The organism is Duffyella gerundensis, from assembly GCF_001517405.1.
Classification (GTDB): Bacteria; Pseudomonadota; Gammaproteobacteria; order Enterobacterales; family Enterobacteriaceae; genus Duffyella; species Duffyella gerundensis.
In genome coordinates, this window is the sequence record NZ_LN907827.1 from 1,869,886 (window position 1) to 1,882,633 (window position 12,748).

The following is a 12,748-nucleotide window of genomic DNA, read 5'->3' on the forward strand; positions in this document are numbered from 1 at the left end:
ACTAAATGCAATAAGGACGAGCGGCTCGCATAATGTTAAATTATTGTATGTAACACTCATGCCCGCCCGTGGGGCAGAGAATCAGGAACACCACCCTCAGACCGTACAAAAGGAGACGTAGTCATGGCAGCCAACCGCATTGAAAAAGATTCAATGGGCCCAATCGACGTACCGGATGATAAATTATGGGGCGCGCAAACCCAGCGTTCACTTGAGCATTTTCGTATCTCCACCGAGAAGATGCCGATCGAACTGGTGCATGCGCTGGCGCTGACCAAGCGTGCTGCCGCAAAAGTAAACAGTGACCTAAGATTGTTACCGCAGGAGCGCGCCGAAGCGATTATTCAGGCCGCCGATGAAGTGCTGGCTAACCAGCATAAAGATGAGTTTCCGCTGGCGATCTGGCAGACCGGTTCCGGCACGCAAACCAACATGAACATGAATGAAGTCCTCGCTAACCGCGCCAGCGAAATTCTTGGCGGCGAGCGCGGCATGTCGCGGCTGGTGCATCCCAACGATGACGTTAACAAGAGCCAGAGCTCCAACGACGTTTTCCCGACCGCTATGCACGTTGCCGCGGTCATTGCGGTGCGCGAACATCTGATTCCGCAGCTGCAGGTGCTGAAGCAAACCCTGCACAGCAAGGCAGAGGCGTTCAAGGATATCGTGAAAATTGGCCGTACTCACCTGCAGGACGCCACGCCGCTGACCCTCGGCCAGGAGATTTCCGGCTGGGTCGCGATGCTCGAGCACAATCTCAAACATATCGAACAGAGCATTCCGCACGTTGCTGAGTTAGCGCTGGGCGGCACCGCAGTGGGCACCGGGCTGAACACCCATCCGGAATATGCGGTACGCGTGGCCAAAGAGCTGGCAGAGCTGACGAAACAGCCGTTTGTCACCGCACCGAACAAATTTGAAGCACTGGCCACCTGCGACGCGTTGGTGCATGGGCACGGTGCGCTGAAAGGACTGGCAGCCTCGCTGATGAAAATTGCCAACGATGTGCGCTGGCTTTCGTCAGGCCCGCGCTGCGGCATTGGCGAAATTGCCATTCCCGAAAATGAGCCAGGCAGCTCAATCATGCCGGGTAAAGTCAACCCGACGCAGTGTGAAGCGTTAACCATGCTCTGCTGTCAGGTGATGGGTAACGATGTCGCGGTGAATATCGGCGGCGCCTCCGGTAACTTTGAACTGAACGTGTTCCGTCCAATGGTTATTCATAACTTCCTGCAGTCCATTCGCCTGCTGGCTGACGGCATGGACAGCTTTAATCACCATTGCGCCGTGGGCATCGAACCTAATCACGACCGTATCAGCCAGCTGCTGAACGAATCGCTGATGCTGGTGACCGCGCTGAACACGCACATTGGCTACGATAAAGCGGCGGAAATCGCCAAGCAGGCGCATAAACAAGGCCTGACGTTGAAGGCCTCCGCCCTGAAGCTGGGCTATCTCAGCGAAGAGGAGTTCGACCGCTGGGTGCGTCCGGAAGAGATGGTTGGCAGCATGAAGCAGTAACGCTGATTCTGCTGATAATGGCGGCCTGCGGGCCGCCTTTTTTATGCTAAAACGGCTGCTCACTGAAGAGGTAAAGCCGCGGAATCAGGCTGTATAGCGGAATCGACTGCGGTTTATGCCGATGCTGCACGTTGGCGGCATCGTAATCCAGCAGCTCGCCCGGTACCGGCACGCGGCTGCGATCCGGACAGAGGATCAGCAACGGAGAAGGGCAGGCAAACTGCGTCTGTTTTTGCTGGTCGGCATGCCAGATGCGGGCAATCGGCTGCACCTTGACCGGCCGTTTGATTTTCAGGCGCGCGGTTTTCGGCAGCGCCTTCACCAGCGCCAGCTCCTGTTGCACCTTCTCAGCCCACTGCTCTTTGCTCCACGGCGCCCGGGCGCGGCCCGCCTTCAGGCTTTTCTCCAGTTGAGTGATAATCTCATCGCAGCTAACGTTCTTAATGATGTGCTTGTTAGCCCAGCCAAAGCGCACGCTATCCGGTGCATCCAGCAGGGTGATGGTGCGATAGGCATTGAGCGTAATCAGGCCAGGGAAATGCTGGTGAACAAATTCAAAGCGCGCTTCAGAGGGCAGGCCAGCATCGACGGTAATCAGCTGCTCAAACCGCGCCTTGAGTTGATTAATGCTGGCGACCTGCTGATGCAGCAGGGCGGCTGCCGGACCGCTGCTCTCAAAGCAGATTACACCGGGCAAGCGCACCGCGGCTTTGGTGCTGAGCTTCTCCGACTGCTGCTGCATGAACAGGCGGCAGTAGTGTTGCAGGGCGATATCGCGGGCCTTTTTCCCCAACTGCTGTTCGACGTGAATCTGCGTAATTTCCGCATGTTCGGTGCCTTTCTCTATCGGCGGCAGGGTAAATACCCTCGCCATGAGCAGCGGTAAATGCTGTAAATCGTCGCGCAGTGCGGCCAGCTCGGTTTCCAGCTGGCTCAGGCACTGACGCATATCTTCCACCAGATCGTAACGCGACATACGGGTTCCTTAGTTACAACACACTAATAAGCACTATAGCAGAAGTAACGCGATCCACTAATAGTTACAACATACAAATTAGTTGTTATCATATGCAAACATCAGGCATTGTGCAACGTTTGGTCTGGCAGAAAAGAAGGCCGCAGGCAGCAACATCACCACCTGCGTCGTGATTACAGCTTGCGTAACAGCAGTCGCCAGCCGGTAAACAGCGCCAGCAACAGCAGGGCGCTGATAAACACGGTAATGCCCATCCAGCCGTAGTTATGCCAGAACACACCCCCCAGGGTTCCGGCCACGCTGGAACCCACGTAATAGCTGAACAGATAAAGTGAGGAGGCCTGGCCTTTTGCACGACGTGCCCGGGCACCAATCCAGCCGCTCGCCACAGCATGCGCGGCAAAGAAGCCTGCGGCAAACAGCATCATGCCCACCAGAATCAGCCAGATTGAGGTGAATGCCGTAATCAACAGGCCACAAAACATGATCGCCGTGGCGCCGAGCATCACCGGGCCGCGGCCATATTTTGCGGTGAGCGCGCCCGCTTTTGGCGAGCTCCATGAGCCGGTCAGATAGACCACCGAGAGCAGCCCAACTACCGCCTGGCTTAGCGACCAGGGCGCGCTGAGCAGACGATAACCGATGTAGTTAAACAGCGTCACAAACGCGCCCATTAACAGGAAACCTTCGGCAAACAGCAGCGGCAATCCCTGATCGCGCCAGTGCAGGCGGAAATTAATCAGCAGATTGCGCGGGCGCAGCGAAGCCGGGCGGAAATGGCGTGAAACCGGTAATATCTTCCAGAACATCAACGCCGAGGCGAGGGCGAAGCAGCCAATCGCCATCACCGCCACGCGCCATGAGGAAAAGTCGGTGATCACGCCGCTAAGCAGGCGTCCGCTCATGCCGCCAATTGAATTGCCGCTGATGTAGAGGCCCATCGAAAAGGCGACCACGCTGGGGTGAATCTCTTCGCTCAGGTAGGTCATGCCTACCGCGGCCACGCCGCTCAGCGAGAGGCCAATCAGCGCGCGCATAATCAGGATGGCATGCCAGCTGGTCATCATCGCCGAAAGCAGGGTGAAAATCGCTGCCAGCAGCAGCGCCACCACCATCACAGATTTGCGGCCAACCGCATCGGACAGCGGCCCGGTAAACAGCAAACCTACAGCCATCAGGCCGGTAGAAATAGAGAGCGAAAAGCTGCTTTCGGCGGGCGATACGCCAAACTCCTGCGACAGTACCGGCAGAATCGGCTGCACGCAGTAGAGCAGGGCAAAAGTGGCGAGGCCAGCGGAAAACAGCGCCAGCGTGACGCGCATAAATTGTGGCGTGCCGCGTTTAATGAACAGCGATGGCGATGGCGCGGCGGAGGTAGCGCGTTGACGAGGCAGGTCCGCAGTCGCGGAAGATCGGTTCACACCCGGTTCCTTACAGTGGCTGAATGAAACTGCACTCTAGGAAATTGGCATTGAGCTGTCTAATATATTAATAATCTCAAATGATATGTTTAAAATATGAATATCGAACTTCGTCATCTCCGTTATTTTGTCGCCGTCGCCGAAGAGCTACATTTTGGCCGCGCCGCGCTGCGCCTGAACATCTCACAGCCGCCGCTCAGTCAGCAGATTCAAATCCTCGAGCGCGAGATCAACGCCACGCTGTTTGCCCGCACCAACCGCAGCGTGCAACTCACCGCCGCGGGGAAGCAGTTTCTGCACGATGCGCGACAGATTCTGCAAAATGTTGAGGATGCCGCCGGGCTGGCCGCGCGGTTGCATCACGGCGATGAAGGCGAACTGCGCATCGGTTTCACCTCCTCGTCGCCATTTATCTCCTCGGTTTCGGCGGCGCTTTATCGGTTTCGTCAGCGTTATCCGCAGGTGCATCTGCAAATGCAGGAGATCAATACTCGTCAGCAGCTGGCACCGCTGAGCGATGGCCGCCTCGATCTCGGTATCATGCGCAATACGCCGTTACCAGAGCCGTTAAACTGGCAGCTGCTGCTGCGCGAGCCGCTTTACGCGCTGGTTCACCGTGAACACCCGCTGGCCCGCGCCGACAGCCTGTCTGTGGAAGCCTTGCGCCGCGAGCCGTTTGTCTTCTTCGATCCGCAGGTCGGCACCGCGCTTTACAGCGACATTCTCAGTCTGTTGCAGCGTTACGATATCGCGCCTTACATCACCCAGGAAGCGGGGGAAGCGATGACCATTATTGGGCTGGTTGCCACCGGACTTGGCGTGTCGATTCTGCCCGCCTCGTTTCAGCGAGTGCGCCTGATTGACGTGGTGTGGATCCCGCTGCAGGAAACCGACGCCATTACCGAAGTCTGGCTGGTGTGGTCAAAACAGCGCGAACTTTCCGCCGCGGCCAAAAACATGCGGGCGCTGCTGCTGCAATATCCAGCAGAACAGGCAGGCGGCTGAGCTTTTGTGTGCAGTAAATCACATTCCGAATCAAATATTTGACGGCGAACTTTTACTGCTCCACCATACCTGCTGTTTATTTAGAAGCGCGAAAATAAGCGGGAGCAGGGTTGTGTTAACGGACAGTCAGCCTGGCCATATTGACCAGATCAAACAGACCAACGCAGGCGTGGTCTATCGTCTGATCGACAGATTTGGCCCGATATCCCGTATCGAGCTTTCCCGCCTTGCGCAGCTGGCGCCCGCCAGCATCACCAAAATCGTTCGTGAAATGCTGGAAGCCCATCTGGTGCAGGAGACGGAGTTTCAGGATCCCGGCAGCCGCGGACGTCCGGCGGTAGGACTGATTCTTGATACCATCGCCTGGCACTTTCTCGCCGCCCGCATTCATCAAGGAAAGCTCACGCTGGCGCTGCGCGACCTCAGCAGCAAACTGGTGCTTGAAGAGCAGGTCGCGCTGGAAACGGCGAGCAGTGAGCCGCTGCTGTCCCGCATCATTCAGCAAATCGACGCCTTTTTCATTCGCCATCAGAAGAAGCTGGAGCGACTAACGGCGATTGCCATTACGCTGCCCGGCATTGTCGATACGCGCGCTGGCGTGGTGCATCGCATGCCGTGGTATGACGTCACCGACATGGCACTGGGCGACGCGCTGGAACAGCGTACCGGTCTGCCGGTCTATATTCAGCATGATATTCCCGCCTGGACCTTAGCGGAGTCGCTGTTTGGCGATGCGCAGGAGGCGAAGGATGTCATTCAGGTGGTGATTGACGACAACGTCGGCGCCGGCATCATCACCCATGGTCAGTTGCTGCATCGTGGCAGCAGCGCGCTGGTTGAGATTGGTCACACCCAGGTCGATCCCTGGGGCGGCGCCTGTTACTGCGGCAATCACGGCTGTCTGGAAACGGTTGCCAGCATTACCAGCCTGTTAGCCCTAACCCAACAGCGGCTGCAGGCGATGCCGGGCAGTACGCTGCATCATCAACCGTTAACCATCGAAAGCCTGTGCGATGCTGCACTCACCGGTGACTCGCTGGCGCGCGACGTGATCACCGGCGTAGGCGGGCACATTGGCCGCACGCTGGCGCTGATGGTCAATATCTTTGCCCCGCAAAAAATTCTGATCGGCTCACCGCTCAACCGCGCCGCCGATATTCTCTATCCGGCGATGCTTACCGCCATTCGCCAGCAGGCGCTGCCGGCCTATAGCCAGAGCCTGACGCTCGGGCCGACCCGCTATCACGATGCCGGTACCATGCCCGCTGCCGCGTTGGTCAAAGATGCGATGTACAGCGGAACGCTGTTAGTGAAACTGTTACAGGGCTAATCAATCTCGATAAAGCTTGCGTTAGCGCAAGCTCAGCCACCAGCCGCTTACATACACTTTCCCCTCACCGTGCACTGCACCTGTCAACCAGGGGGAATCACCTGATGAATTGTTTGTTTGTCACCGGAACCGATACAGCGGTTGGAAAAACCGTTGTCAGCAGGGCGCTGCTGCAAAAATTCGCCGCCAGCTGGCCGCGCGTGGTGGGCTACAAACCCGTGGCCAAGGGCAGCAAGCTGACCGATGAAGGATGGCGCAATAAAGATGCGCTGGTGCTGCAAAGCGCGTCTTCCGTCGTGTTACCCTACGAAAAAATTAATCCCTTTCCGCTCCCGGAAGAGGAGATCAGCGCGCATCAGTCTGCCCGCATCGATTTCCAGCAGCTCACCGCCGGACTGGCAACGTTACAGCAGCAGGCTGACGTGGTGGTGGTGGAGGGTACCGGCGGCTGGCGCAGCCTGATGAGCGACCGGCAACCGCTTTCCAGCTGGGTAATCGCACAGAATATACCGGTGGTGCTGGTGATAGGTATCAAACCGGGCTGCATCAGCCATGCGCTGCTGACCGCCGAAGCGATCACCGGCGACGGCCTGCCGCTGATTGGCTGGGTCGCCAACCGTATCAACCCGTGTTTACCGCACTATGCCGAGATGATCGCCGTGCTACAGGAGCGCATTGCTGCGCCGATGCTGGGCGAGATCCCCTATCTGCCACGCGCCGAACAGCGAGATCTGGCGGATTACCTCGATCTGTCACCGTTACAACTGGCAGCAACCGCCTGAAAAAAAGGCTGGCGCATTGGCCAGCCTTCTCGTTTACGGGTTCAGCTTACGTCGCGTGCGTCCGGAGCTGAGATAATCAGCGATGTAATCCTGCGAGATTTCTCCGCTGTAGCGACCCTCTTCGTCGACAATCGGCATCCACACCAGATTGTGCTCATACAATTTGGACAGCACCACGCGCAGGTTCTCCTCCGCTTTGCCGGTCACGCTGAAGTGATGCAGACGATCCTCACAGTTGCCGCTTACCCCGCGTGCCTCGCGACGCTTCACAAAGCCCAGCGGCTTACCGTCGTTGTCCACCACGGTGATCGAGCGCATGTCATTCTCATCCATCATGCCAAAGGCGTCGGCCAGCGGCGTGGTTCGGCGCACGGTAATGGTCGGCTGTTGATCGGTAACGTCGCCAGCCTGCACCAGCAGCAGACGTTTCAGGGTGCGATCCTGACCGACAAAAGATCCAACAAATTCATTGGCCGGTTTGGCTAACAGCTCATCCGGGCTGGCGCACTGCACAATTTTGCCCTGACCAAACACTGCGATGCGGTCGCCCAGCTTCAGCGCCTCATCGATGTCGTGGCTCACCAGCATCACCGTTTTCTTTAACTGGCGCTGCATATCGAGAAACTCATTCTGAATCACTTCGCGGTTGATCGGGTCAACGGCGCCAAAAGGCTCATCCATCAGCAGCACCGGCGGGTCCGCCGCCAGCGCACGGATAACGCCGATGCGCTGCTGCTGGCCGCCGGACATTTCACGCGGATAGCGGTGCAGGAAGGTTTTTGGCTCCAGCGCGACCATGCTCATCAGTTCGGTGGCGCGGGCGTGACAGCGCTTTTTATCCCAGCCCAGCATGCGCGGCACCACGGTGATGTTCTCTTCGATGGTCATGTTGGGAAACAGGCCTATCTGCTGAATGACGTAGCCGATGTTGCGCCGCAGCGTCACCGTGTCCTGAGTGCTGGTATCTTCACCGTTGATCAGGATCCGGCCGCTGCTGGCGGGGATCAGGCGGTTGATCATTTTCAGCGTGGTGCTTTTGCCGCAGCCGGACGGGCCGAGCAGCACGCACATTTCGCCTTCCGGCACGTTCAGGCTGACATTATCCACCGCATTTATCGCGGTGCCGTTTTTCTGGGTAAAGGTTTTCGTCAGGTTTTCCAGCGTAATCATTATCGAATTCCCCGGGGAGTCAGCGCCAGCTGCAGGCGGTGCAGCAGCCAGTCAAGAATAATAGCCAGCAGACAGATCATCAGCGCACCAGCAATCAACATACGAATATCACTGCCGCTGATGCCGTCCAGCAGCAGCAGGCCAAGGCCACCGGCGCCAATCACTGCGGCGATCGCCATCACGCCAACGTTCATCACTACGGCGGTGCGAATGCCGCCAAAAATCACCGGCAGCGCCATCGGAATTTCCACCCAGCGCAGGCGCTGCCAGAAGGTCATGCCGATGCCGCGACCCGCTTCACGCAGGCCCGGCGGGATGTTTTCCAGTGCGGTGTGGGTATTACGCACGATGGGCAGCAGCGAGTAGAGAAACACGGCGGTAATCGCTGGCAGCACGCCAATGCCCTGGCCAATTAATGAAAACAGCGGAATCATCAGGCCAAACAGGGCGATAGACGGGATGGTCAGCACGATGGTGGCGATGCCGAGCACCGGCGTCGCCAGCCATTTGAAGCGCACGATCAGCACGCCCAGCGGCACGCCCACCAGAATGGCGCAGCCCACCGCCAGCCCCACCAGCCAGAGATGCTGTACGCTCAGCGTCAGCAAATAGGGCCAGTTATCAACAATATAATGCAGGGTATCCACGGTGCCTCCTTAAAGCAGGTTCTTGGATTTCAGGAAGTCGCGTGCGACCTGCTGAGGAGATTGATGATCGATATCGACGCGCTTGTTCATCTCGGTAATCGCGTCATCGGTGATGAACGGCGTCAGCGTGTTCAGCGCCTCTGCCAGCCCTGGATGCGCATCAAGCACGTCCTGGCGTAACACCGGCGTGACGTTGTAACCAGGAAAGAACTGCTTGTCATCTTTCAACACCCGCAAATCAAATCCCTTTACCCGGCCATCGGTGGTGTAAACCAGTCCGGCATCGACAAAACCTTCACGAATGGCATCATAAACCAGCCCCGGATCCATCTGTCTGATCTGCGGACGATCCAGCGGCATGTTGTAGGTCTGTTGTAGCGGCTTCAGCCCGTCAGAACGGCCTGCAAACTCTAAGTCGAGCCCGAGCATCCAGTTGTGGTCGGGATCCTGTTGGCGCACCTGCTCAATCTTCGCCGCCAGCTGCGACAAAGTGCTGATGTGCTCTTTCTCTGCCCGCTCACGCTTCATGGCAAAGGCGTAGGTATTGTTCATCGGCGCCGGATTCAGCCAGATCAGGCCCAGCTTCGCGTCCAGCTTTTTCACCGTGTCGTAGGCTTCTTCGGTGGTCATCGGCTTTTTGATGTGGTTGAAAATGATCAGCGAGGTACCGGTGTATTCCCACATCATGTCGATCTGCTTATTGAGCATGGCGTTGCGGCTGATGGTGGTGGCGAGATTGGTTTTTGGCACCACCTGAAAGCCTTTTTTCTCCAGGTAGAGCACGCTCAGCGCGGAAAGGATGTGCTGCTCGGTAAAGCTCTTGGTTGCCATCACAATGGGCGTGGCGGCGTGCGCCATGGTGCTCATGGCCAGCGTGGCGCTCAGCGCCAGTGCTGTACCGCGTAGCCAGGTAGAAAACATCTTCATCATTTCTCCAGGGCCGGTTCAGGCGGCAGTGTGGGGGCTTAACCAGCGGCCTAAGCCCGCCAGCAGCATATCGAGGATCAGGGCGAACAGCGCCGTGGCCACCGCGCCAAGGATCAGCGTCGGAAAGTCGTTCAGGTAGATACCGGGAAAAATCAGTTCGCCGTAGCTGCTGGCGCCGATTAAAAAGGCCAGCGGCGCGGTACCGACGTTGATGGCGGTGGCGACCCGCACGCCGGAAAGGATCACCGGCAGCGCGTTGGGCAGCTCAACCTGGCGCAGACGCTGCGCTTTGGTCATGCCGATGCCGTTTGCTGCCTCAAGCAGCGAGGGCGGCACGGCGCAGAGTCCAGCATAGGTGTTGCGCACGATCGGCAGCAGCGACGCAAGAAACAACGCAATGATTGCCGGACGATCGCCGATGCCAATCGCCACCATGGCCAGCGCCAGCACCGCCAGCGGTGGCAGGGTATTGCCGACATTAAAGATCTGCATGACATATTCTGCCCAGCGACGGGCAAACGGGCGGCTCAGCAGAATGCCGCTGGGAATGCCGACCAGCAGGGCAAACAGCATCGACCAGAACACCAGGAACATGTGCTGCTTACCGAGATAAATCAGATCGACCTGGCGCGCCCTGAGCGTATCAAGGCCGAGGCCCCAGACCACCAGCGCAATAATAACAACGACAGCCAGCACGGCCAGCAGCGCGCGCCGACCCAGTGAAGCACTGTGCATGATAGATATTCTCCCTGGTACAGGTTGGGCATCGCTTCCGGGAGAGAAGCATCAGCCCTTGTTATGATGACGTGGCGACAAACGGGCAGAAGCGGCCATAAGGCATAACGTCTGTCGCTACATTTGCTAAACTCATGACTTCGCAGCAAATTTCATTCGAGTGCCGGAAAAGTCCTGGTTATCTATAGCAGCGGTACGCGCAGGTTGCTACTTTTGCGTAACTATTTCATGACGTCAGAAATGACAAAAAAGCGGCGTAGCCCGCGTCAAAACTGGCTATTCTGGACGTAGCGATAAAAACGTACCGCTTTGGTGACAACGTCACAACTTGCGCTTTATTCACCGGTTTAGCAGATAAAACCTTCCTCGCCGCGGCGCGTTGCGCCAGCCTTAAGGAAAAAACAACAGGGAACCTATGACCGATACCGCTTTTTCACCGCCGCGTCGCCGCCCACTGATCCTCATCGCCTGCATGTTGGCGATGTTTATGGCGGCCATTGAGGTGACCATTATTGCCACCGCGATGCCGACCATTATTGCTTCGCTGGGCGGCTTCAGCTATTTCGGCTGGGTGTTCTCCGTTTACCTGCTGACGCAGGCGATCAGCGTGCCGATCTATGGCCGGCTGGCCGATCTTTGGGGACGGAAATCGGTATTATTTACCGGCATCAGCCTGTTTTTACTGGGATCGGTATTATGTGGGTTTGCGCACGGCATGGTGTGGCTGGTGCTGTTTCGGGCGATTCAGGGACTGGGCGCTGGCGCCATTATGCCGCTCACGTCCACCATCGTGGCTGACATTTATTCGCCGCGCGAACGGGCGGGCATCCAGGGCTGGCTCTCCAGCGTCTGGGGCGTGGCCGCCATCGTCGGGCCGCTGACCGGCGCCTGGCTGGTACAACATTTCCACTGGGCTGCGGTATTCTGGGTCAACGTGCCGATCGGCATTGTGGCGATGCTGATGCTGGCGCGCTGGTTACCGGCGCATCCCACCGCGGCGCGTGAGCGGCTCAATCTTACCGGCAGCGGCTGGCTGGCGATCTGTATCAGCGCGCTGCTGATTGCGCTGCTGCAGGGCGAAATGCTCGGCTACTGGCTGCTGGCGTTTTTGCTGCTGGCGCTGGTCGCGGGCTACTTTTTGCAGCGCCATGAGCGGCGGGCGGCGAATCCACTGTTTCCGCTGGCGATCTGGCGTAACAAAGTGATCATCGCGGGCAATATGGGCAACATTATTCTTGGCGCCTCAATGATGGGCATCAGCGCCTTTTTGCCGACGTGGATTCAGGGTATTAATAACGGTTCGCCGCTGCAGGCGGGCAGCGCGCTGGCGATGATGTCAATTGGCTGGCCGCTGGCCAGTACATTGAGCGGCCACCTGATGCTGCGCACCTCCTACCGGTTTACCGCGCAGCTTGGCGCTTTGCTGCTGGTTGCGGGCAGCGCCATGCTGTTGTTGCTACACGCGCAAAGCCCCATCTGGCAGGCAGGGCTGTCAGCCTTTGTGGTTGGCACCGGCATGGGCATGACCAGCACCACCTTTTTGATTTCCGTACAGAACAGCGCCGACTATCAGATCCGCGGCATCTGCACCGCCTCAATCATGTTCAGCCGCCTGCTCGGTTCGGCACTGGGCACGGCACTGATGGGCGCGGTACTGAACTGGAATTTGATGCACCGCCTGCCGGATAGCCACGAGCCAGTACAGCTGCTGATGTCCGATGAACGACACACGCTTTCCAGCGATAGCCTGGCGCATCTGGTGAGTGAGATTGCCCGATCGCTGCACTGGGTATTTGTGGCAGCCCTGTTGATTGCGTTTACCAGCCTGTGGGTGGCGCGCAGAATGCCAAAAGCGCGGCCTGATTAAGCCGATCGGTGTGGGAGGGAGTGAATAAAAGAAGAAGGCCGCATCGATGATGCGGCCGCACGGCAAAAATCAGGGTGAAGGGGCATCCTGCGCGCTGCCCGCATTGGCAGGTACGCGAGCGTCATCGCCGCCATTTTTCTGGTAGACGATTTTCTGACTGTCGTTTTCACAATGCCCGACGACCTGGCCAGCGGTTTGATTTGCCTGATCGTTTGGCACGATCTCCAGCGTAAACGCCGACTCCGGCAGGCCGTTGGCAACGATTTTCTGAGAAATATCCGCTTTCACCGTTTCGCAGGAGGCCTGTGCCAGCATCGGCAGGGCAGCAACCACGGCAGTCACACACCACAGCACTTTTTTCATTTAC

The 12,748-nt window shown here is 57.9% G+C and carries 12 protein-coding genes; 5 read left to right on the forward strand and 7 right to left on the reverse strand.

Annotated elements, in window-relative coordinates; all coding sequences use genetic code 11:
• Window positions 1-123 precede the first annotated feature (123 nt).
• Window positions 124-1,521, forward strand: a complete 1,398-nt coding sequence (gene fumC, locus EM595_RS08680) for a class II fumarate hydratase (RefSeq protein WP_067430442.1) — start codon at window positions 124-126, stop codon at window positions 1,519-1,521.
• A 46-nt stretch (window positions 1,522-1,567) separates the two neighbouring features.
• Here fumC and tus read toward each other — a convergent pair whose 3' ends face one another.
• Window positions 1,568-2,497 carry a DNA replication terminus site-binding protein gene (tus, locus tag EM595_RS08685; protein ID WP_067430445.1) on the reverse strand — a complete coding sequence of 310 codons (930 nt, stop codon included), beginning with the start codon at window positions 2,495-2,497 and terminating at the stop codon, window positions 1,568-1,570.
• 173 nt (window positions 2,498-2,670) lie between these two features.
• A complete protein-coding gene (locus EM595_RS08690) occupies window positions 2,671-3,918 on the reverse strand; it encodes a multidrug efflux MFS transporter YnfM/SxtP(Kp) (protein ID WP_067430448.1) in 1,248 nt (415 codons plus the stop codon).
• Between the two features lie 96 nt (window positions 3,919-4,014).
• Between EM595_RS08690 and EM595_RS08695 the strand changes: the two genes are divergently transcribed.
• From EM595_RS08695 to bioD, 3 genes are all read left to right on the forward strand, one after another.
• A complete protein-coding gene (locus EM595_RS08695) occupies window positions 4,015-4,923 on the forward strand; it encodes a LysR family transcriptional regulator (RefSeq protein ID WP_067430451.1) in 909 nt (302 codons plus the stop codon).
• A 112-nt stretch (window positions 4,924-5,035) separates the two neighbouring features.
• Window positions 5,036-6,253, forward strand: coding sequence for a sugar metabolism global transcriptional regulator Mlc (gene mlc, locus EM595_RS08700; RefSeq protein ID WP_067430454.1), 1,218 nt, complete (start codon window positions 5,036-5,038; stop codon window positions 6,251-6,253).
• Window positions 6,254-6,357: 104 nt separating this feature from the next.
• On the forward strand, window positions 6,358-7,035 hold the full coding sequence (gene bioD / locus EM595_RS08705; RefSeq protein WP_067430457.1) for a dethiobiotin synthase: 678 nt from the start codon (window positions 6,358-6,360) through the stop codon (window positions 7,033-7,035).
• 33 nt (window positions 7,036-7,068) lie between these two features.
• On the opposite strand, the gene osmV is transcribed toward bioD, so the two are convergent.
• The 4 genes from osmV to EM595_RS08725 are packed head-to-tail and all read right to left on the reverse strand — an operon-like array spanning window position 7,069 to window position 10,514.
• On the reverse strand, window positions 7,069-8,205 hold the full coding sequence (gene osmV, locus EM595_RS08710) for an osmoprotectant ABC transporter ATP-binding protein OsmV (protein WP_067430463.1): 1,137 nt from the start codon (window positions 8,203-8,205) through the stop codon (window positions 7,069-7,071).
• On the reverse strand, window positions 8,205-8,852 hold the full coding sequence (gene osmW / locus EM595_RS08715) for an osmoprotectant ABC transporter permease OsmW (protein ID WP_067430466.1): 648 nt from the start codon (window positions 8,850-8,852) through the stop codon (window positions 8,205-8,207). Before osmW ends, osmV begins: the two co-directional genes overlap by 1 nt.
• A gap of 9 nt (window positions 8,853-8,861) precedes the next feature.
• Window positions 8,862-9,779, reverse strand: a complete 918-nt coding sequence (locus tag EM595_RS08720; RefSeq protein ID WP_419190151.1) for a glycine betaine ABC transporter substrate-binding protein — start codon at window positions 9,777-9,779, stop codon at window positions 8,862-8,864.
• A gap of 18 nt (window positions 9,780-9,797) precedes the next feature.
• On the reverse strand, window positions 9,798-10,514 hold the full coding sequence (locus EM595_RS08725; protein ID WP_067430469.1) for an ABC transporter permease: 717 nt from the start codon (window positions 10,512-10,514) through the stop codon (window positions 9,798-9,800).
• Between the two features lie 415 nt (window positions 10,515-10,929).
• Here EM595_RS08725 and EM595_RS08730 point away from each other — a divergent pair, with 415 nt between their 5' ends.
• Window positions 10,930-12,381 (forward strand): MDR family MFS transporter, encoded by a 1,452-nt coding sequence (locus tag EM595_RS08730; protein ID WP_067430472.1) that lies wholly within the window; start codon window positions 10,930-10,932, stop codon window positions 12,379-12,381.
• 69 nt (window positions 12,382-12,450) lie between these two features.
• Here EM595_RS08730 and EM595_RS08735 read toward each other — a convergent pair whose 3' ends face one another.
• On the reverse strand, window positions 12,451-12,744 hold the full coding sequence (locus EM595_RS08735; RefSeq protein WP_067430475.1) for a DUF1161 domain-containing protein: 294 nt from the start codon (window positions 12,742-12,744) through the stop codon (window positions 12,451-12,453).
• Window positions 12,745-12,748: the final 4 nt, after the last annotated feature.

Coding starts and splice junctions, on each gene's coding strand:
- EM595_RS08695 (WP_067430451.1), top strand. CDS start 4,015: ATGAATATCGAACTTCGTCATCTCCGTTATTTTGTCGCCGTCGCCGAA.
- EM595_RS08720 (WP_419190151.1), bottom strand. CDS start 9,779: ATGAAGATGTTTTCTACCTGGCTACGCGGTACAGCACTGGCGCTGAGC.
- EM595_RS08725 (WP_067430469.1), bottom strand. CDS start 10,514: ATGCACAGTGCTTCACTGGGTCGGCGCGCGCTGCTGGCCGTGCTGGCT.
- tus (WP_067430445.1), bottom strand. CDS start 2,497: ATGTCGCGTTACGATCTGGTGGAAGATATGCGTCAGTGCCTGAGCCAG.
- EM595_RS08735 (WP_067430475.1), bottom strand. CDS start 12,744: ATGAAAAAAGTGCTGTGGTGTGTGACTGCCGTGGTTGCTGCCCTGCCG.
- bioD (WP_067430457.1), top strand. CDS start 6,358: ATGAATTGTTTGTTTGTCACCGGAACCGATACAGCGGTTGGAAAAACC.
- osmV (WP_067430463.1), bottom strand. CDS start 8,205: ATGATTACGCTGGAAAACCTGACGAAAACCTTTACCCAGAAAAACGGC.
- fumC (WP_067430442.1), top strand. CDS start 124: ATGGCAGCCAACCGCATTGAAAAAGATTCAATGGGCCCAATCGACGTA.
- EM595_RS08730 (WP_067430472.1), top strand. CDS start 10,930: ATGACCGATACCGCTTTTTCACCGCCGCGTCGCCGCCCACTGATCCTC.